Origin of the sequence: Leucobacter sp. G161, from assembly GCF_001482305.1 — a bacterium.
GTDB lineage: Bacteria > Actinomycetota > Actinomycetes > Actinomycetales > Microbacteriaceae > Leucobacter.
Genome location: NZ_LOHP01000102.1, coordinates 21,187 through 39,572 on the forward strand (window position 1 = coordinate 21,187; position 18,386 = coordinate 39,572).

Genomic DNA, 18,386 nt, shown 5'->3' on the forward strand with positions numbered 1-18,386 from the left:
CAGACCCTGCGGCACGCATCAGCCGTCGCTCTCAGCGATGCGCAGCACCTCGTCGAGGAACAGCTGCCACCCCTCCAGCGTTGCTGCTTTCTGCTCGTGCGGAAAATCTGGGGTGTCCTGCGTCATCCGCAGCGCCGCGCCACCGTCCGCGGGGAAGACTGAGAACGTGACGAGCACCTCTGGCGCATCGGCCCCCGGCATGTCGGTGAGCGTGAGGTCGAACCGCGACGGCGGATCTACCCGCACGAAGGTGCCCCGCCAGTCGATGGTGTTGCCGTCGGGGAGCACCATCGTAGCCCGCCACGAGTCGCCCTCAACCGCCTCGAAGGCGAGCCGCTCCGACGGGACATCGACGTCAGCGCCGCCAAACCAGCTCGCGAACGATTCGGGTTCGCTCAGCGCCGCGAACACGGCTTCGGGCTGCGCCGAGGTCGTGCGGTCAATCTCAATGCCTGTCTGCGTGACTCCAGTCATGATGGCCCCTCTCGCCGAGCTGGGGCTGACGCCCCTGGCCTTCGAGACTACTGCGCCGACCGGCGGCGCGGAACCCTATCGCGCGACTACACCACCACGCGGAAGGCGTCGACTACAGAGTCAATGGCCCCGCGCACGAATCCAATCGGCGACGCCGCCACCTCGCGGAGGAACGCCACCGCCTCAGCGGTGATCTCCTCCCCAGGGGCGATGTTCGGGATCCCTGGCGGGTACGCAGCCAGGGCATCGGCCGATACCCGCCCGACGCTCTCCGCTGCCGGAACCACCTCGGTGTCAGCGAAGTAGGCTTCCCGCGGCGTCATCCGCCGTGGCCCAGGACTCGGGAGCCGGAGCGGCGAGTGGGCTGCGGCCCGGCCGGCAGGGCGTCCCAGCACCTCGCTGATCGCGGCGAACAGCCGTTCGACGTCGAGCTCTTTCCCCGGGCCGAGGAACGCGACGACCGCGGATGAGGTCGCGATCTCGAGCAGAATGTCGTGGGTGCGCGCCAGCTCGGCGCGCATCTCATAGCCTGAGCAGCTGCTACGGGAGAGCCCGATCGAGACGCGCAGCGGATCCGCCGTCGCCACACTCGCGTAGTTCGCAAATTCGTCGCTCACGAGCGTGAGCTGCGGGTGCGACCGCACGAGGGCGCGCAGCCGCTCGGCGAGTGCGACGCTCTCACCGATCCGCTCGGTTTCAAGCACGAGGCTGCGCCGAGCGATATCGAGCGAGCCCAGCAGCAGCGAACTCGCGCTCGTCGTCTGGGTGAGGTTGTAGGCACGTTCAAGTGCAGGGTCGAGCCGGTCAGCGAACGGGCCCTCGGCGAGCAGCAGCATCGCCGACTGCCCCAGGCTGCCGCCCATTTTGTGGGTACTCGTCACCACGATGTCCGCACCGACCGATGCGGGAAACGCGGGCAGTTCATCGTGGAAGCCGAAGTGCGCGCCCCAGGCGGCGTCGACAATGAGCGGCACACCGTGAGCGTGCGCGACCTCCGCGAGCCCCGCGATGTCCGACACCGCACCAAAGTAGCTCGGGGAGATCACGTAGGCGGCGCAGGGCCGCTCACCGGCGGCCGCGGCCCGCTCAAAGCCGGCGGCGAGCGCGGCTGGCGTGAGCCCGTGGTTGAGTCCATGACGCGAGTCGTACTCGGGGAACACCCATTCGGGCGTCAGCCCGGTCACGACGAGCCCGTCGAGGAAGCTCGAGTGCGCGCTGCGCTGCGCGACGACTGCACCGCCTGCTGCACCGGTTCCCACCCCGATCACCGCCATCCGGTTGCCCTGCGACGAGCCGTTCGCGAGAAACCAGGCTCGTCTCGCGCCCCATGCGTCGGCGGCGAGCGCGACTGCCTGCTCGAGCGGGCTGTCCCGCCCGGCATCGATCCCGTCGACGAGCTGCGGGATGTCGTGCCGGAGGGCGCGCTCGCCGACAAAATCGGCGAGTTCGCGGGACATACCTGAGGCGGTGGCGGCGTGACCCGGCACCATGAACATCAGCGGATCGTGCTCAGCGTGCCGCCTGAGCGCCTCCGCGTACGGCGCCCTGCTGTGGTCGATCCTGCGTTCCTGTGCTTGCGTCATTGCCCGCCTGTTCGGTGTGGTTAGTGTCGTTCGTCGCGGGCTTCGTCACGCTTCGCTTGCGCGGCGAGCATGGCGTTGTACTCTTCGAGTTCGGCATCTCCCGTGCGCTCGGCGGCGCGGTCCTTACGCTTCTGTTCCTTCGTGTCACTCCGCGACCATTGCACCGCGACCACGAGCGCCAGCGCGAGGGTCGGCAGCTCGCCGATGCCCCATGCGATACCGCCGCCTGCGGCTTGGTCTGCGAGCGGCGTCGCGCCCCAGGTGCGACCCATCGCGCCGAACCAGTCGGCGAGGAATAGCGAGTCACCGGTCATCATCGTCACGCCGAAGAACGCGTGCGAGGCCATTGTGGCGAAGAGGATCACCAACCGGAACGGATACGGTGCGCGGTTCGGCACCGGGTCGACGCCGATCATCGTGAGACTGAAGAGGTACCCGGAGATGAGGAAGTGGATGATCATCCACTGGTGACCGAGGTGCTCGGAGGTTGCCCAGCGCAGGATCGGCGAGAAGTAGAACACCCACAGCGAGCCGACGAAGACGGCCGCGGCAACGACCGGGTTGGTGACGATCTTCGACCACGGGGTCTGCAGCCCCCACATGACCCACTCGCGTGTGCCCCAGGAACCGTCCGACCGCTTGTCGGTAGCCCGCAGCAGCAGCGTGACCGGTGCGCCGAGCACGAGCACGAGCGGGATGAGCATCGTGAACATCATGTGCCCGAGCATGTGCACACTGAAGAGGTACTGCTCGTAGGCGTTGAAGGCGCCGTTCGTTGAGTAGAACAGGAAGAGCATGCCGGTGATCCAGGCGATCGTGCGGCCAACCGGCCACTTATCGCCGCGCTTGCGGAGCCGGAGCACGCCCGCGATGTAGAACACAATGCCGAAGAACACGACAAGGCCCCACGCAAGGTCGAACTTCCATTCGGTGAGGAAGCTCATCGGGGTGAGTTCGGGCGGGAGCGGATCTCCCGTGAGGATCTCGGCCGGCGATGCGCCAATGGCCTCGTCAGCGGGCTCGAGCGGCACGGGGGTCGCCGTGCGGCCAAGGGCGCCCGCGATGCCGCTCGCGAGCCCCATGAGCGCAAGCTCGGCAACGACAAACCAGGCGAACACGCGCATGCCGCGGTCGCTCTTCGCGATGCGCGGGATCAGGCGCTGCCGGTGCAGGGCGCCGAAGGCACCGAGGCCGACGAGTGCGACGACCTTCAGGATGATGAGCTGACCGTATCCGGTGCCGAAGAGTGCGTCGAATGAGCCGATCCGCAGCCATGCGCTGACGACGCCGGATGCGCTCACGGCGATGAACGCGATGAGCGCGATCCCTGAGTAGCGCGAAACCAGCACGGCCAGCCGGTCGCGCTTCACGGCGTTCGAGATGAACATGAGCACGAGCAGTCCGCCGAGCCACACCGATGCGCCGACCAGGTGCACGAGCAGCGAGTTCACTGCCTGACTGTGACCTGCGGCTCCTGCCGCGTGTCCCTGCTGGGCCAGTGGGAGTGTGGTGAACAGGGCAAGCACGAGCACGAGCAGGGTAAGTCGGCGGCCGCGCACGGCAAACGCGAGCACGGTCACGACTGCTGCGATCATCAGTTCCCACAGCCACAGCTGACCCAGCTCAACCTCGGTAACGAACTGCGCGAGCCCAGCACCGAACGCGGAGGAGGCCGAGAACGGCATCGACGCGAGGTCGCTGTAGGTAAACATAAGGGTCGCGCCAGAGGCGACGGTCAGCACCGCAGCGGATCCCGCGGCGACGTCGAGCGCGATCCGGTACTCGCGCCGTTCGGAAGAGAACGCCCACACCGCCATCACGAGCGAGCCGATGAGGCCGGCAACCGCGACGTTCACGAGAGTGCGCAGCAGCGGCATACCGTAGCGCACGACTGCACCGGGGTCTGCGAGATCACGCTCGTTTGCCGCCCCGCCGATCGAGAGTCCCCAGAAGACCGCTGCGAGAGTTGCAGCGAGGAGCACGGCAGGGGCGATCACGCGAATGAAACGGGGCACCCCACTAGCCTACGCGGGCACACCTGACTACCCGCACCTAAGCTGAACGCATGCTGTTTCTTTTCATCGGTGCTGCCACGCTCAACGTGTACGCGGCGACGCTCGTGATCCTCCGCGCGGCCGTATACCGCACCAAGCTGTACCGGCCGATGCTGTGGAACATCGTGCTGTCGATGCTGCCGATCTTGCTCCTCGGGCTCGCCTTCGTTGCGCTGCTCACGCTCATCCCGATAAGCCCCGTGCTGGGGTTCAGCGTGGTGGGGGTGCTCGGCGTCGCCTGGCTCCTCATGCTGCCGAACGCGAGCTACCTCATCACCGAGCTCAACCAGTCGCATCGCAGGGACGACGACCCGGTGCCGCTCTGGTACGACATCATCCTCGTGATCTCGCTCGCGATGAGCGGAGTCATCAACACGATTGTGAACGTGTTTGTCGCGCAGCTGCTGTACGGCGTGGTGATGTTCGATGACCGGGCCCTGTCGTTCTTCCGCCCCCGGTCGATGATCATGCTCGCGGTCGTGCTGCTACTTGTCGGCCTCGGCATGTACCTTGGCCGCTATCTCCGCCTCAACAGCTGGGACATTCAGCACCCGGTGGCGTTCGCCCGCAAGGTCGTCGCGCACTTCCGGGAGCGCGGCAACGCCCTCGCCTGCTTCGGGTTCACGCTCACCTACGCGCTCTTCATCGGGATCCTGTATCTCACGATCGTCTCCCCGATCGTGTCGGGCCTCTACGAGCTCGAGCTCGCCCGCCAGTAACCTTGGCAGGCGAGCTCGAGTAGACGGGCCGCCTGGCTACTGCACGGAGATGCGGCCCGTACGGCGGCGGATCTCATCAGCGACCTCGCGCGCGTCGCCCTCCGGGGCGGTCGACTTCGTGTCCGGTCGCGCAATGAACAGGTACAGCAGTCCGGTGACGAGCACGACACCGAGCCCGATGAGCACGACGTAGTTCTGGAAGAACGTGCCGCCCGAATCCGGCTTGGCGAGCAGAATGATCGCGAAGACGCCGTACGCGAGCGCGGCGATGTTCACAACGATGCCCATAGCGCCGAGGGAGAACGGACCGGCCGGCTTCCAGCCCTTGAAGCGCTGGCGGAGCGAGGCGAGCACGACCATCTGGAACGCGACATAGATGCCGAGGATCGCGAACGAGGTGACCGGCACCAGGATGCCGTCGTTGAAGTAGATGAGTACGCAGATGAGCGCGGGCACCGTGCACGCCACGATAAGCGCGTTCGTCGGCACCTTGGTGCGCGGCGACACCTTCGACAGCCAGGTGTGCCCGGGCAGCATGCCGTCGCGCGCGAAGGAGTACAGCAGGCGCGAGGCGGCGGCCTGCAGGCTGAGCACGCACGACACGAACGCGAGCACCGTCACCACGAGGAAGACCTTCGCACCGACCGTGCCGAGCGTCGCCTCGAGGATCGCGGGAATCGGATCGGGAATTTCACCGGAGACAATACCCTCGAGGTCGGGGGCGGCAAGTACATACCCGGCGAAGGAGAACAGCGCAGAGACCGCGCCGACGAGGATCGTCATCATCATCGCCTTCGGGATGCGGCGTGCCGGGTCCTCGACCTCTTCTGCGACGTCGCCGCAGGCCTCGAAGCCGTAGAACAGGAACAGGCCCGCGAGCGCAGAAGCGAGGAAGACCGGAACGTATGAGTCTTCCCCTTCCACGCCCATCGTGTCGAAGAACACCGAGAATTCCTGCTTGCGCTGGAAGAGCAGCAGGTAGAGTCCCAGCCCGATCACTCCAATGAGTTCGGCCGCGAGCCCGATGCGCGCGATGCGGGCAAGACCCTTTGTGCCCGAGAAGTTGATGAGCAGCGCGAAGACGAGCAGCCCGAGCCCGGTGAACAGCGTCGTCTCGGCGGTGAGCTCGATTCCGAAGAGGCTGGTGATGAAGCCGGCGCCGAACTCAGCGACCGAGGTGATGGTGACGATCATGGCCCAGATGTACACCCACGCGGCCATCCACGCGTAGCGCCGGCCCCAGAGCCTGCGCGCCCACGGGTAGACACCGCCGTGGATCGGAAACTGCGAGACGACCTCGCCAAAGACGAGGGACACGAGCAGCTGACCGCAGGCGACAATGACAATCCACCAGATGGAGGGCGGGCCGCCCGTCGACAGCGCGACCGCGAGGAGCGAGTAGACGCCGACGAGCGGCGAGAGGTACGTGAAGCCGAGGGCGAAGTTCGCCCAGAGGCTCATGGAGCGGTCGAACTTGCCCTCGTAGCCGAGCACTGAGAGGTGCTCGTCATCGGCAAGCCGGGCCTCCGGTGGGGTTGCAGACATAGCGATGCCTTGCCTTTCTGATCTTCGTTGATCTGGACTCTTCCGAGCCCTGCAAGCAGCGTAGGTGCCTTGGGCATTCCCCGCTCGAGCGGATCCGCCCTCTCTGGGCCACCCCGCCTGTGCACATCGGGCGGTGCGCAATCCCGCCGATGGTGCAGTGCGACCCGGGCCTGCGTCACACGTGACGTCCACCCGCATACGCTTGCCCCTCCGCGAGCTCTCATGCCACTGCTACTCTCGATACTTCTGCTGTCCGACGAAACGACGCGCCCATGACACACACATACCTCGCCGCCAACCAGACCAACTGGGACGACCGAGCGTCGCTGCATGCTGCCCGTGACGGTTCCGGCTACGTGGTGCAGCAGTTCATCGACGATCGCGCCGAGCGCGCGGGCGTCGCTCCCCTGAGCTACTCGCTGCGCGCGACCCAGGCGGCATAGCGCGGTGTCGCGGTCACACTCCGTCACCACCGGCACGCACCGCCCTGCCCGCCGCGCGTATACCGGCACAGTTGCACTCGCTGCACTCGCGTGCGTGACAGCGGTCGCTGGCTGCGCCCCGGCGGCGGAGACCTGGACGGTGCCGCCCGCGGGCGCGGCACCCGACTATCAGCTGGGAGCAGCCTACGACGCAGACCCGCGTGTGGGCGTGATCGCCCGCGATCGCACCGCCCCGGCCGCAACGGGTGCCTATTCCATCTGTTACATCAACGGGTTCCAGACGCAGCCGGGCGAACTTGCGTCGTGGCCTGAGCATGTGCTGCTGCGCACTCCCGACGGGAAGATCCGCTTCGACCCGGATTGGCCGGACGAGGCATTGCTCGACACCTCAACCGCCTCTGCTCGCACCGCGATCGTGGACACGGTGTCCGGCTGGATCGAAGGTTGCGCCCGCGACGGCTTCGACGCTGTCGAATTCGACAACCTCGACTCGTACACTCGCTCTGACGGCGCACTCTCGCTCGCAGACAATCTCGCGGTCGCGACTGCGCTCGTGCGCGTCGCGCACGACGCCGGGCTCGCGGCGGGCCAGAAGAACGCCTCAGAGGATGCGGCGGCCTTGCGCGAACAAGCATCGTTTGACTTCGCGGTCACCGAGGAGTGCAGCGTGTTCGACGAGTGTGGCACCTACACGGCCGTGTACGGCGCTCACGTCATCGACATCGAGTACACCGACGATCTCCCCCGCCCGTTCGCGGAGATGTGCGCCGACGATGCGGCGCCGGCGTCGATGGTACTGCGCGACCGCCTCCTCGGCGCACCGGGCGACCCCGGTTACGCTTTCGAGCTGTGTGACTGAGGACGCGGCGCGCTAGGCGGCGGCCAGCAGATCCTCTGCCGTCGCGCCCGGCAGCGACAGGGTCACCTGTGTCCCCCAGGGATCCGCCACCACCACGGAGCGTCCGGTGTCAGCGAATTCGACGCCACGCGCTGTGAGGCGAGCGGCGAGCGCGTCGAGGTCTGCACGTTCGGGTAGCGTGATGGCGACGTCGGCAAGCCCCAGGCGCGCGGCGCGCGGGCCCGCACCCTGGCTGTTCCAGACGTTCATCGCAACATGATGGTGGTAGCCGCCTGCCGAGGCGAAGAGCGCGCTGGGAATCCCCGTTGCGGTTGCCTCAAATCCGAGCCCGTCGACGTAAAACTCGCGTGCTCTCGCGACGTTTCCCACCTGCAAGTGCACGTGGCCGACGCTCCCTGCCTGCTGCGCGACGCCCGCGAGCACTCCCTCATCGAGATGCGCCTTCAGGTAGGCGTTGGGGTCGAGGTACAGGGTGTCCATGCGGATCTGACCGTTGTCGTAGCCCCACTGCGTGCGTGGCCGGTCGACGTAGAGTTCGATGCCGTTGCCCTCGGGGTCGGTGAAGTAGAAGGCTTCGCTCACGAGGTGGTCACTCGATCCAGCAAAGCGGCTGCGAGGATCTTGGGCGGCTCGATACACGGTGGCTGCCAGACTCGCTGCGTCCTCGAACAGGAAGGCGGTGTGAAACAGGCCGGCCTCACGCGGGCTGACCTCGGGCAGACCGGGCGTGTGGATCAGCCGCACCAAGGGAATTGCACCGCGACCGAGCACTCGGTGCAGCTGATCCGCGATGACGCGTTCTTCGAGGGGCACGAGCGCGAGCGCCTGCTCGTAGTACCCGCTCATGAGTTCAAGGTCGCCCACCCGCAGGCTGACGACGTCCATTGCGAGGCCCGCGGAGAGTGTCTGATGATCCATTGCTGCCTTTCGTAGCGGATGGCTGGTTAGTTGTTGAGTGAGAATCCACCGGTCCAGGAGATCTTCTCGGCTGCGGCGAGGGTGAGCTGCAGGAACCCGATCGCTTCGAACTCGTGGGCGCGCTCGAGGGAGCCCGCGTCAACCGCTGCGAGGCCGCCCGCGGTCACTGCCGCGGCGAGGGTCGCTTTTGCGTCGCTGTCGTCACCAGCGATGAGCACGGTCGTCTCGGCCTTGCCGACCTTGCCTGACGCGAGCGTCGCTGCAAAGTTCGTATTGAACGCTTTCAGCACGCGGGCGTGCGGCAGCGCGCGCTGCAGTTCGGTGGCGGCCGAGCTGCCTGCCGGGACGACGAGTTCGTCGAACGTGTCGAAGTTCAGCGGGTTGGTGATGTCGACGATGGTCGCGTTCGCGAGCTGGTCACCGTGTGTCGCGAGAATCTCTGCCACTGCCGGGTACGGCACCGCGAGAATGACGATGTCGCCCGTCACTGCACTGCTGGTGTCGGCGTGCGCGATGTGCGAGACAGCCGCGCCGCCCGCGGTGAGCACGCCGCCGATAGCGGTTGCCATGTTGCCGGTGCCGAAGATCGTGAATGTAGTCATGGGGCTCCTCCTGGTGGTGCGGGTCGCGACGACCCGTGGTCGTTTAGTTGTAGGTACAACCATATGATAATCACAATTTACTTGCACCCGCAAGTAAATTGCTAGAATGGTCACATGAGCACGCCCCTCACCCACCCCGAACGCGTTGCGGTCGCCAGGCTGCATGCACTGCTGGAGCTCCTCCCGACGGCACTCGACAAGCGCCTCCACCAAGGTGGCGTGACCGCGTTCGAGCACACGCTCCTCGACACGCTCGCCGAGCACGAGGGGCAGCGCATGCGCCTCAGCGCGCTCGCGCACAAGACGAACGCAACGCTCCCCCGAATCTCACGGGTCGCGACCTCGCTTGAGCGGCGAGGGCTCATCGAGCGAACGCCGTGCCCGGAAGATGGACGCGCAACGAACGCGACGCTCACCGAGCTCGGGGCCACCACACACGAGCTCTCCCGCACGCTCTACGCGGATGCAGTTCGGGAGCTCGTACTCGAGGGGCTCGCCCAGCTCCCCGGTGATGGCGTCGCGCAGCTCAGCGAGCTCACGCTAGCGGTGCTCACGAGCCTCGACACCGAGCGCACACAGACCCAGGCGTGCGCGGCGGATCCGCGCGAGCCGGTCGCCGAACCCACCGAGTGCGCGGCCGACCCCGCGTGATCCCGGCAACTGTCGGCGGCTAGTCCCAGCTCGCGCCGGCAGTCACGCGTTCCCGCTGGTGACAGGCAGCGCACACCGATTCGTATTCGACCGAGCCGTCGTCGATTGCGACCTGGTCGCCGTCAAAGACCGGCGCGCCCGCGATCTTGCGGAGGTTCATGGTCGCCTTGGAGCCGCAGCGGCAGAGCGTGCGGATCTCTTCGATCTCGTGCGCAAGACACAGCAACCGGGCCGCACCTGGAAAGCTGTCGCCGCGGAAGTCGGTGCGGAGACCGTAGGCGATGACCGTGATGCCGACGCGCACGGCGACATCGAGCAACTCGTTCACCTGGCGCTCCGAAAGGAACTGCGCCTCGTCAACGAGAATCACGTCAAACTTCACTTCCGAAACCGGCAGCGGCTCACCGTCAGCCCAGAGAAAATCGACGGGGCGTTCGACGCCGAGACGGGAAACGACACGATCGCCGCCCTTGGAATCAACGGCGGGCTTCACGATGAGCATCTGCTTGCCGAGCGACTCGTAGTTGTGCCCGACCTGGAGCAGCGCGACGCTCTTTCCCGCGTTCATCGCCGCATACCGGAAATGCAGTTTTGCCATGCTGCGACTTTACCGCGTCGCTGGTGCGGTGCGCGGCACTGCCGCCCCGAACGTGTGTTTCGAATTACAGAGATGTAACTTACGGAGCTATGTTCTACTCAATCACCGTCTCGCTCTCCACAGGCTCACTTTCCACAGCCCCTTGTGGACAAGTTGTGAGTATCTCTCGCATTCACGCCGAAAGTTATCCACATTGTTGGGGATAACCTGTGGACAGATCCGTGCCCGATGTTCGAATACTGTGCGAATATTCGAAGATTCTCCGCGGAGGGCCAACGCGTCAGCGCCCACGCCCGCGCACGCCACATAGCGGCCCGTGCGGAGCACAGCAGCGGTCTGAAAACACAAAACGCCCGGCCAGAATATTTCTGACCGGGCGTTTCTCGTGGTGGCGGGTGAGAGATTCGAACTCACGTAGCTTGCGCGGCTGATATACAAGTGTCATTCATAGGGAGTCACAGTTCATCACAGCCCTTATGTCGTAACGCCTGTGATTATTTGTGAACCATTGTGCGCCTCAAACAAAGGCCCGTAAATGGCCCGCAGAGATGCCCGGCGACGCGACCCCCAATAGCCTCGCGCAATTCTCAAATTGCGCGTAGACTATCCCCCAACAGGTTCTTTAAGGCCCGTCACAACTAGATCCCCCAGCGAATGGGGAATCGACTTGTGGCGGGCCTTTGTCGTTCTACCGGAGGAACACATGACTGACACGGCTCGGGCGGTACAACGCCTCACACAAACACACACCGTCCACCTCGACGGCGCAGAGTACGAGTGCGCTCCCCTGCTCGATCAGCTACGCGAAGCGATCTCCTCATCAACAGGTGCCGGATCAGGCGGCGGAGGCGGCGTTGGTGGGAACCTGCTCAACCTCGACGCACTCAACCTCTGGGAATACATCGACGGAATCACGCGTGGCTGGCTCCGCACGTGGGGCACCGACCACGGCGGCGAACTCACCGAAGCTGTACAGCGACTCTCCCACGCGATCCAGGCACAACATGCGGCCGGCGCGATCGATGACGACTTCCGCGAACGCCTCGATGCTGCCTTCGGCAAATGGGTGTGGCAGATCGAGGATCTCTTCGACCCGCCCCACCAGAAGGAACTCACCGCCCCATGCCCCGAATGCGGGGAACGCCACCACCTTGTCCAGGAGAAGGATGAAGACGGGCACGTCATCGACACCCGCCAGCAAGCCGCAGTCTCAATACCGATCAAACGCGGCCGCGCCGTCATCGCCGAATGCCGGAGCTGCGGCGCGATGTGGGCCACAGAGAGCGAACTTGTCGGGCTCGCTGAAGCGATGGGCCTCGAAGTCGACGTCGTCGCGCTCCGCGAGCTCGCAGCGGGTGTAGCAGCATGACCCCCGGCCACATTCTCCTTGCGTGGTTCGTGGGCGCGGTAGTGACATGTTTTGCGGCCATTATGGCGTCCCCCGCGGAGAGCAAGCGCACGGTCGCTCGGATCGCCCTATCTGCCCCAGTCTGGCCCTTGTGGATAGTTGTCGGCCTGGTGTCCGCGTGGCTCACCGCAGAGCCGTGGCCCACCACTCGTTCGAAGTAATGTTTGCAACACATCTTCGATCATGGTAGATTCGTACCACGCACTTCAAGTGACCCCGGACAGCCTCACGGCACCGGGGTTTCTTGCTTTCTGCGCCCATAACTGAATAGCTCGCACACCGGTGCGGGCACTTGACGCTCTAGCCCAACTGGTAGAGGCAGCCTGATAAGGGACCACAGTCCAGGTTCGAATCCTGGTGGCGTCACAATGCAGCCCTTCCCGGCGTGACGGGAGCCCGAAGCCTCAGGCTTCACTGGCGGAACAGCGATCGTGCACGGTCGCATCACGCATCAACGGACGGCCCAACGGGTCGAGCCGTAACGGCCCCGCTCACGCGTGGCCTGCTCCTGGGGCGTCCTCTGCACTCCTGCGGTGGGTGTTCCTTGTAGCTTGCAATACAAGGCCCGGTATTGGGAACTGTTGCAAGAGCCTGCGGCATGACGATGCGCGGCAGGCACACATTCTTCCTCCGCGCCGTACCGCTGACAACACCCTTACCGAACCGGGTACGAGCGCGGAGGAACCTACCTGACGGAGGCGCGCCATGGCTGACCGCTACGAGTGCGAGGACTGCGGCAAGCCGTGGAACAGCCTCTCCGCCGTCATGCAGTGCCCCTGCGACCGATACGACCGCCACGGGTACCCGAGGGGCGACCGATACACCGAGGAGAACCGATGAGCCAGGAGGTCACCATGACCGCTATCACCGTCACCACGACCAGCAAGGAACGCGTCGAGCTCCCTGAGCGCAACCGCCCCCACTACGCCCAGGCAGCAGCCCTCGCGCTCGAGCACGGCCCCACACAGCCGCTCGCCCTCGCACGCGTCCAAGAGTACGTCACCGCCGACAAATACCAGGGCGGCATCGAGCACGTGTACGAGTGGACCTTCATCCCCAAGGCCCCCGCAAACTAACCCCGGGGGCAACCAAACCCCAGAGGGGCCAACAACAAACCCGCCCCTCCACACACCGAGGCGGCCACACATGACCATCCCCCTCAACAGCAACGGACACCGTCGCCGCCAACTCAGAGCCCGCGTCCTCGCAGAACAAACCCACTGCGCCTTGTGCGGACAGAGAGTCGACAAGACCCTCAAGACCGAACCAGGCAAACACTACAAGAAGTGCACCAACACCAACTGCCAAGGCTGCCTGCCACACCCAATGCGCCCCGAAGTCGACGAAGACATCCCACGCGCAAAAGGCGGTTCACCATTACAACGCGACAACTGCAACCTGATGCACCGAACCTGCAACCAGCGCAAGGGCACAATGACCCTCGCAGAAGCCCGCAAGCAACACGCTGAAACGGCCACACAAGCCACAGCACAACGCACACCAGTCAAAGCATCACCCATCTGGTGAACACGCGCCCCAGCAGCCACACACGGCCCCCTGGCACACCACCCCCCTCCCCCTGCGCGAAGGCTCACCCTCGGCATTGAGCCGTTCTATCCCTGAGGTTTTTTTCTTTACGGAGGTGGTTCGGATGGCTAAGCCCCCTGCACTGCGTGCCGTCGAGGTTGGTGAGGTTCCCCCTCCTGTGCTGTCTCTTGCTGAGGCTGTTGAGCGTGGCGACTACTTGCAGATCCTCCTTGCGCAGCGGCGGTCGATTGTGACTGACCTGCCTGACGAGAAGGGGCCGGCGAAGGCTGCACTGCATCGTCAGTTGGCGTTGCTGTCGAAGGAGATTGAGGCGCTGCAGGCGAAGGACGCTGAGGATACTGAAGGTGGCGCTGATGTCGAAGACCAGGAGTTCGACGCCGCTTCTTTCTGATGTTGCCCGTCACCTTGTAATCCCGTCTGGGATCGTGACGACTGCATGGCCTTCCGTGCGCGCCGAGTGTCTCCGTCTGGGGATCGAGTTTGACCCGTGGCAGGAGGGCGCAGGCTGGGTCGCGCTGGGCAAGCGCGCCGACGGCATGTTTGCTGCGTCAGTCGGTGGGGTCGTGTTCTCGATCCCCCGCCAGGTCGGGAAGACGTTCTTCATCGGTCGGTGACGTTCGCGCTGTGCATGCTGAACCCTGGCACGCTCGTCATCTGGACGGCGCACCAGCTGGCGACCGCGGGCGAGACGTTCCGTTCAATGCAGGCGATGGCGAAGAAACCGAAGGTGCGCCCGTTCATCAAGCAGATCCGGCTCGGCTCTGGCGATGCGGCGATCGAGTTCACGAACGGTTCCCGCATCCTGTTCGGTGCGCGCGAGCGAGGCTTCGGCCTCGGCTTCACGAAAGTCGGGATCCTCATCCTCGATGAGGGGCAGCGCCTCACCGAGAAGACGATGGACGACCTCGTGCCAACGATGAACCAGGCAGACAACCCACTGATGTTCATCGTAGGGACTCCCCCGCGGCCAACTGACCAGGGTGAAGAGTTCAAGACTCGACGCCGCAAGGCGCTCGAGGTGAAGCGTGAGCGTGCTGACGGCGCTGACCCTGAGTTCAACATGATGTACCTCGAGTTCTCCGCGGATCCGTCGCTGCGTCCCGAGCTGTGGAAGCCCGGGCACGTGGATTGGTCTGCGGTCGCGATCGCGAACCCGTCTTACCCGAAGCGCACCCCCAAGCAAGCGGTTATGCGCATGCTGGAGAACTTGCGGCCTGAGTCGATCAGGCGCGAAGCGTTCGGAGTGTGGGATGACGACCAGGCCGGATCCCGGCAGATCTCCGAGGCCGAATGGCGTGCGTCAGGCATCACTGAGACTCCGACCGATGGGCTGTGGGTCTACTCGGTCGCGTTCAACCTCGACGGCACCAGGCTGTCTCTCGGCGGCGGTTTGAAGCATGAGGGCGGCGTACACGTCGAACTCATTGATGCTGCTGACGGGGACATTGCGGCAGGTCTTGGCGCGCTCGCTGACTGGCTTGCTGCACGGTGGCGGAAGGCTGCACAGATTGTGCTGTCGGGCGCTTCTGGTGCTCCCGTCCTCGCTCAACTGCTGCGGGATCGGGGCGTGCCTGACGCGGTGCTCAAGATCGCGAACACCCCGGAGTACACGACGTCGTGTTCGATGACGTTGGATGCTGTGCGGGCGTCTGCGAAGGCTGCGAAGGCCAACGCCGAGCTCGCGCCCGATGAGGTGCTCCCGCTGCCGTTCACGCACCTTGCGGACGACGGGCAGGCGCAGCTTGACGAGTCGGTGGCGATCTCCGACAAGAAGCTTCGCGGCAACTCGGGGGCGTGGGGCTGGATACCCACAACGCCTGACGGCGACGAGACACCAATCGAAGCGGTGAGCCTTGCTTACTGGCTGGCGATGACAACAAAACGGAAGCCGTACGGCGAGAAAGAACGGAGGGCCGTGTTCCTATGAGTGCTTCGTTCTATCACGCAGGTTCCATCCCGAATGTTGGGCTCGAGGGGTCTGAGCATGACCTGTTCGCGAAACTGTTCGCGACGTGGGAGTCCAAGCGTCGCCGGAACCTTCTGCGCACGGTCTACTACGAGGGCAAGAACGCCCTGAAGGACTTCGGTATCGCGGTCCCTCCGCAGATGCAGCGCGCGTTCACGCCGCTGCAGGAGATCGCCAAGGGTGTCCACGCTATGACTGATCGTTCGGTGCTCGAGGGGTTCGTCTCGCCGGCGGGGAGGGATGACCCGTTCGGGCTCGCGGAGACACTGGACGAGAACGACTTCATCTCCGAGTTCGACCTGGCAACGACGTCGAGCGCGATCCACGCGTGCGCGTTCCTCACCGTCTCGCACGGTGATGTCGCGGCGGGTGAACCGGAACTGCTCGTGCTTCCTCGCGCTGCTGATTCTTCGGCGGCGACGTGGGATACGCGCCGGCGTAAGCTCGGCGGGTTCCTGTCGGTCACGGAGACTGACCAGACCGGGCCTACCGAGATGGTGTTCTACACGTGGGACAAGGTGTACGCGTTCTCGAAACAGCCTTCGGGCCGGTGGAAGAGTGCGGTCGTTGCGAACCCGCTCGGTGAGGTTTCGGTGTCGCGGCTCGTACTGCAGCCGGAACTGAACCGGCCATTCGGGCACTCCCGGATCAGCCGTACCGCGATGGGGCTCACTGACGCGATGATCCGCACGCTGCTGCGTGCTGAGGTGTCGGCCGAGTTCTATTCGGCGGACAAGTACTGGCTGTTCGGTGCGGACGTATCGAAGTTCATCGGTGACGATAAGTGGTCTGCCGTGATGGGCCGGATGAACGCGATCGACGTCGACAACCCGGAACAGAAGCCGGACATTCACCGCTTCCAGGGAGCTTCACCACAGCCACACACTGAGCAGCTTCGGATGCTGAAGAGCCTCTTCGCAGACGACCAGCAGCTTGAGGTGCGGTGGGCTGACGCGTCGAACCCGTCGTCTGCTGACGCGATCTACGCCGCCAAGGAAGAACTCATCATGAAGACCCGAACGGCGAACCGGACGTGGGGCCGCGGCGCCGTGAAGGCGATGCAGCTCGCGGTGCGCCTGCGCGACGGGCTGGGGAGTGTGTCCACTGAGCTTCGCGGCTTGCAGGCACAGTTCACGGATCCTGCGATCGTGTCGCCGTCGGCGCGTGCGGACGCGTTCTCGAAGCTTGCTGCAGCGATCAAGGACGATTCACCGTTCGCGATGTCTGAGGTCGGGCTCGAGTATGCGGGCCTGACTCGGGATCAGATCATGCGGTTCAAGGTTGATGAGCAGCGGCGCAGGGCGGGCTCGCGGATCAGTGAGCTCGTGGAGGCCGCGAAGTCGGTTCGCCAGGATGCTGAGCAGCCAGCCAGCCAGCCAGCCAGCCAGCGGCCTTGAATCTGCCCAGGTAGTGAAGGCCCAAGCAGACGCGCTCGGCGTGCTCAGGCGCGCGGGTGTGGACGCTGACGATGCTGCGCGCAGGTCGGGCCTTGAAGGGCTCAAGTTCATCCCCGGCCAGCCGATCACGATCAAGCAGGCAAGCGAAGACTAGGGGGCAGCGATGGCGAGTCCAGCTCAGGTAGAAGAGTTCCGAACCGCCACCGCCGAACTCGCGTCACTCGCGCGCACCCAGATCCGGGATCTGCTGAGCGCAGTGAGCGCCTCGGCGGACCCCGTGAAGGTGCGTGATCTGCTCGTGCGGGTGTTCCCGGACTTCATGACGTCGTTCGGGGACACCTCCGCGGTGCTCGGCGCAGACTTCTACGACGCCTCCCGCAATATCGCCCCGTCTGCCGGGACACTGCAAACAGTGTTCGCGCAGCCCGCGAAAGTGAAGCAGTCCGAAGGTGTTGCGCGGTGGGCTGTCGGCTCGCTCTTCCTGGATGATCCGGACTGGGATCTCTTCGAGTCGCAGCTCCTCGGCGGCGCGCAACGCCTCGTGTTGCAGCCAGCCCGCCAGACGATCGACCTGCTGTCTCGGGCTGATGCCCGGTCGGGGAAGGTCGCGGCGGTGCGCTGGTCGCGGAGCGTGAACCCGGGGCGAGCGAAGTCGGGCAAGTCGTGTGACTTCTGCATCATGCTCGCCGGCCGCGGGCCCGTCTACAAGTCGGACGCAGCGAGCGGCATGGTCGTTGGGCGCGGCACTGACTCATCGATCGCGTTGGACGAATCGGGGAACCGCCGAAAGGGCTACATCGGCGGTGTCGGTGGTGGGGTCAAAGCGCGCGGAGGCCGCGGGCTTGAGAACAGCTACCACGACAACTGCCATTGCGTGCCCGTGCCGACGTTCTACCAGCGCGAGACGCGCTCCTTCAATGTTCGCGGGTACGAGCGGCGAGAGTCCGTTCTTGTCCCGTTCTGAATCTTCCACGGTTTCTTCCGTGGCCGTACGCGACGGTTTCGCGGTCATGCCCGTACGGGGCTTAAACGGTAAAGGAGTCTCAGTATGTCTGAGCAGACGGGTGCTACTAACACCACGGAAGAAACTAACGAGCAGAGCAAGGAAGCCAGTAAGGAGTTCACCGCGATCACTTCGCAGGAGGACTTCGACAAAGCTATCCAGGCTCGCATTGCTCGGGAGCGCGCAAAGATCCCAACCGATTACGAGGAGCTTCAGGCGAAGGCCGCGAAGCTTCAAGAGATCGAGGACGCGAAGAAGAGCGACGAGCAGAAAGCGGCTGAGCGTATTGCTGCGGCTGAGAAGCGAGCTTCAGAGCTTGAGTCTCAGGTAGTTCGCGCTGAGGTCGCTGCTGCAAAGAATGTTCCTGCCGAGCTGTTGTCTGGCAGCACTAAGGAAGAGCTCGAAGCGTCGGCGGATGCGCTCATCGCATTCAGGGGTGAACAGCCGGTTCAGAAGCTGATCATCCCGAACGAAGGAAACTCGCCTCAAGCGGCAGCGTCGATGGACGACTGGCTGCGTGAGGCCGCTAAATAACTAAGGGTCTGATGCACGTTTAGGTGACAGTTTGGTCAGGCCGCGAGTGCGACCTGTTCGTTCATGATGGTCTCGTATTCGATC

21 protein-coding genes and 1 tRNA gene are annotated in these 18,386 nt (G+C 64.8%); 15 read left to right on the forward strand and 7 right to left on the reverse strand.

The window, feature by feature from the left end; genetic code table 11:
- Nucleotides 1–18: 18 nt before the first annotated feature.
- From AUL38_RS16380 to AUL38_RS16390, 3 genes are all read right to left on the reverse strand, one after another.
- Nucleotides 19–474, reverse strand: coding sequence for an SRPBCC domain-containing protein (locus AUL38_RS16380; protein ID WP_059063860.1), 456 nt, complete (start codon nt 472–474; stop codon nt 19–21).
- An 86-nt stretch (nt 475–560) separates the two neighbouring features.
- A complete protein-coding gene (locus AUL38_RS16385) occupies nt 561–2,057 on the reverse strand; it encodes an aminotransferase class I/II-fold pyridoxal phosphate-dependent enzyme (RefSeq protein ID WP_083506982.1) in 1,497 nt (498 codons plus the stop codon).
- A gap of 20 nt (nt 2,058–2,077) precedes the next feature.
- Nucleotides 2,078–4,072, reverse strand: coding sequence for a cytochrome c oxidase assembly protein (locus AUL38_RS16390; RefSeq protein ID WP_201023785.1), 1,995 nt, complete (start codon nt 4,070–4,072; stop codon nt 2,078–2,080).
- Nucleotides 4,073–4,122: 50 nt separating this feature from the next.
- On the opposite strand from AUL38_RS16390, the gene AUL38_RS16395 reads away from it, so the two are divergent.
- Nucleotides 4,123–4,830 (forward strand): DUF1361 domain-containing protein, encoded by a 708-nt coding sequence (locus AUL38_RS16395; protein ID WP_059063861.1) that lies wholly within the window; start codon nt 4,123–4,125, stop codon nt 4,828–4,830.
- 36 nt (nt 4,831–4,866) lie between these two features.
- On the opposite strand, the gene AUL38_RS16400 is transcribed toward AUL38_RS16395, so the two are convergent.
- Nucleotides 4,867–6,375 carry an APC family permease gene (locus tag AUL38_RS16400; RefSeq protein WP_059063863.1) on the reverse strand — a complete coding sequence of 503 codons (1,509 nt, stop codon included), beginning with the start codon at nt 6,373–6,375 and terminating at the stop codon, nt 4,867–4,869.
- 272 nt (nt 6,376–6,647) lie between these two features.
- Here AUL38_RS16400 and AUL38_RS17245 point away from each other — a divergent pair, with 272 nt between their 5' ends.
- Together AUL38_RS17245 and AUL38_RS16405 are read left to right on the forward strand one after the other, a co-directional pair.
- A complete protein-coding gene (locus AUL38_RS17245) occupies nt 6,648–6,818 on the forward strand; it encodes a hypothetical protein (RefSeq protein WP_201023786.1) in 171 nt (56 codons plus the stop codon).
- A 4-nt stretch (nt 6,819–6,822) separates the two neighbouring features.
- Nucleotides 6,823–7,677 carry an endo alpha-1,4 polygalactosaminidase gene (locus tag AUL38_RS16405; RefSeq protein ID WP_083506983.1) on the forward strand — a complete coding sequence of 285 codons (855 nt, stop codon included), beginning with the start codon at nt 6,823–6,825 and terminating at the stop codon, nt 7,675–7,677.
- A 12-nt stretch (nt 7,678–7,689) separates the two neighbouring features.
- Here the strand turns inward: AUL38_RS16405 and AUL38_RS16410 are convergent, their stop codons facing one another.
- On the reverse strand, nt 7,690–8,595 hold the full coding sequence (locus AUL38_RS16410) for a VOC family protein (protein WP_059063865.1): 906 nt from the start codon (nt 8,593–8,595) through the stop codon (nt 7,690–7,692).
- 26 nt (nt 8,596–8,621) lie between these two features.
- Nucleotides 8,622–9,197 carry an NADPH-dependent F420 reductase gene (locus tag AUL38_RS16415; RefSeq protein ID WP_059063867.1) on the reverse strand — a complete coding sequence of 192 codons (576 nt, stop codon included), beginning with the start codon at nt 9,195–9,197 and terminating at the stop codon, nt 8,622–8,624.
- A 114-nt stretch (nt 9,198–9,311) separates the two neighbouring features.
- Between AUL38_RS16415 and AUL38_RS16420 the strand changes: the two genes are divergently transcribed.
- The gene (locus AUL38_RS16420; protein ID WP_059063869.1) at nt 9,312–9,848 is read left to right on the forward strand and encodes a MarR family winged helix-turn-helix transcriptional regulator; all 537 of its coding nucleotides are present in this window, start codon (nt 9,312–9,314) and stop codon (nt 9,846–9,848) included.
- Nucleotides 9,849–9,867: 19 nt separating this feature from the next.
- Here AUL38_RS16420 and AUL38_RS16425 read toward each other — a convergent pair whose 3' ends face one another.
- Nucleotides 9,868–10,446 (reverse strand): thymidine kinase, encoded by a 579-nt coding sequence (locus AUL38_RS16425; RefSeq protein WP_059063871.1) that lies wholly within the window; start codon nt 10,444–10,446, stop codon nt 9,868–9,870.
- Between the two features lie 703 nt (nt 10,447–11,149).
- Between AUL38_RS16425 and AUL38_RS16430 the strand changes: the two genes are divergently transcribed.
- The 11 genes from AUL38_RS16430 (at nt 11,150) to AUL38_RS16460 (ending at nt 18,302) form a co-directional block, all read left to right on the forward strand.
- Nucleotides 11,150–11,815, forward strand: a complete 666-nt coding sequence (locus tag AUL38_RS16430) for a hypothetical protein (RefSeq protein WP_059063874.1) — start codon at nt 11,150–11,152, stop codon at nt 11,813–11,815.
- Nucleotides 11,816–12,148: 333 nt separating this feature from the next.
- Nucleotides 12,149–12,220, forward strand: a tRNA-Ile gene (locus AUL38_RS17250).
- A gap of 470 nt (nt 12,221–12,690) precedes the next feature.
- A complete protein-coding gene (locus AUL38_RS16435; RefSeq protein WP_059063876.1) occupies nt 12,691–12,930 on the forward strand; it encodes a hypothetical protein in 240 nt (79 codons plus the stop codon).
- A 70-nt stretch (nt 12,931–13,000) separates the two neighbouring features.
- Entirely contained in the window at nt 13,001–13,381 is a 381-nt protein-coding gene (locus AUL38_RS17255) for an endonuclease (RefSeq protein WP_153006648.1), read from the forward strand.
- Nucleotides 13,382–13,505: 124 nt separating this feature from the next.
- On the forward strand, nt 13,506–13,793 hold the full coding sequence (locus AUL38_RS16440; RefSeq protein WP_059063879.1) for a hypothetical protein: 288 nt from the start codon (nt 13,506–13,508) through the stop codon (nt 13,791–13,793).
- A gap of 34 nt (nt 13,794–13,827) precedes the next feature.
- The gene (locus tag AUL38_RS17260; protein WP_153006649.1) at nt 13,828–14,016 is read left to right on the forward strand and encodes a hypothetical protein; all 189 of its coding nucleotides are present in this window, start codon (nt 13,828–13,830) and stop codon (nt 14,014–14,016) included.
- 14 nt (nt 14,017–14,030) lie between these two features.
- The gene (locus AUL38_RS16445) at nt 14,031–15,329 is read left to right on the forward strand and encodes a hypothetical protein (RefSeq protein ID WP_161937464.1); all 1,299 of its coding nucleotides are present in this window, start codon (nt 14,031–14,033) and stop codon (nt 15,327–15,329) included.
- Nucleotides 15,326–16,765, forward strand: a complete 1,440-nt coding sequence (locus AUL38_RS16450; RefSeq protein ID WP_059063883.1) for a phage portal protein — start codon at nt 15,326–15,328, stop codon at nt 16,763–16,765. The genes AUL38_RS16445 and AUL38_RS16450 overlap by 4 nt, the downstream gene beginning before the upstream one ends.
- Nucleotides 16,766–16,778: 13 nt before the next feature.
- Entirely contained in the window at nt 16,779–16,919 is a 141-nt protein-coding gene (locus tag AUL38_RS17500; RefSeq protein WP_161937465.1) for a hypothetical protein, read from the forward strand.
- A 9-nt stretch (nt 16,920–16,928) separates the two neighbouring features.
- Nucleotides 16,929–17,729: a hypothetical protein gene (locus AUL38_RS16455; RefSeq protein WP_059063885.1), complete on the forward strand. Its 801-nt coding sequence runs from the start codon at nt 16,929–16,931 to the stop codon at nt 17,727–17,729.
- 84 nt (nt 17,730–17,813) lie between these two features.
- Nucleotides 17,814–18,302, forward strand: coding sequence for a hypothetical protein (locus AUL38_RS16460; protein ID WP_059063887.1), 489 nt, complete (start codon nt 17,814–17,816; stop codon nt 18,300–18,302).
- Nucleotides 18,303–18,386 lie beyond the last annotated feature (84 nt).

Coding starts and splice junctions, on each gene's coding strand:
- AUL38_RS16380 (WP_059063860.1), bottom strand. CDS start 474: ATGACTGGAGTCACGCAGACAGGCATTGAGATTGACCGCACGACCTCG.
- AUL38_RS16385 (WP_083506982.1), bottom strand. CDS start 2,057: ATGACGCAAGCACAGGAACGCAGGATCGACCACAGCAGGGCGCCGTAC.
- AUL38_RS16395 (WP_059063861.1), top strand. CDS start 4,123: ATGCTGTTTCTTTTCATCGGTGCTGCCACGCTCAACGTGTACGCGGCG.
- AUL38_RS16400 (WP_059063863.1), bottom strand. CDS start 6,375: ATGTCTGCAACCCCACCGGAGGCCCGGCTTGCCGATGACGAGCACCTC.
- AUL38_RS17245 (WP_201023786.1), top strand. CDS start 6,648: ATGACACACACATACCTCGCCGCCAACCAGACCAACTGGGACGACCGA.
- AUL38_RS16410 (WP_059063865.1), bottom strand. CDS start 8,595: ATGGATCATCAGACACTCTCCGCGGGCCTCGCAATGGACGTCGTCAGC.
- AUL38_RS16415 (WP_059063867.1), bottom strand. CDS start 9,197: ATGACTACATTCACGATCTTCGGCACCGGCAACATGGCAACCGCTATC.
- AUL38_RS16420 (WP_059063869.1), top strand. CDS start 9,312: ATGAGCACGCCCCTCACCCACCCCGAACGCGTTGCGGTCGCCAGGCTG.
- AUL38_RS16425 (WP_059063871.1), bottom strand. CDS start 10,446: ATGGCAAAACTGCATTTCCGGTATGCGGCGATGAACGCGGGAAAGAGC.
- AUL38_RS16430 (WP_059063874.1), top strand. CDS start 11,150: ATGACTGACACGGCTCGGGCGGTACAACGCCTCACACAAACACACACC.
- AUL38_RS16435 (WP_059063876.1), top strand. CDS start 12,691: ATGAGCCAGGAGGTCACCATGACCGCTATCACCGTCACCACGACCAGC.
- AUL38_RS17255 (WP_153006648.1), top strand. CDS start 13,001: ATGACCATCCCCCTCAACAGCAACGGACACCGTCGCCGCCAACTCAGA.
- AUL38_RS16440 (WP_059063879.1), top strand. CDS start 13,506: ATGGCTAAGCCCCCTGCACTGCGTGCCGTCGAGGTTGGTGAGGTTCCC.
- AUL38_RS16445 (WP_161937464.1), top strand. CDS start 14,031: ATGCTGAACCCTGGCACGCTCGTCATCTGGACGGCGCACCAGCTGGCG.
- AUL38_RS16450 (WP_059063883.1), top strand. CDS start 15,326: ATGAGTGCTTCGTTCTATCACGCAGGTTCCATCCCGAATGTTGGGCTC.
- AUL38_RS16455 (WP_059063885.1), top strand. CDS start 16,929: ATGGCGAGTCCAGCTCAGGTAGAAGAGTTCCGAACCGCCACCGCCGAA.
- AUL38_RS16460 (WP_059063887.1), top strand. CDS start 17,814: ATGTCTGAGCAGACGGGTGCTACTAACACCACGGAAGAAACTAACGAG.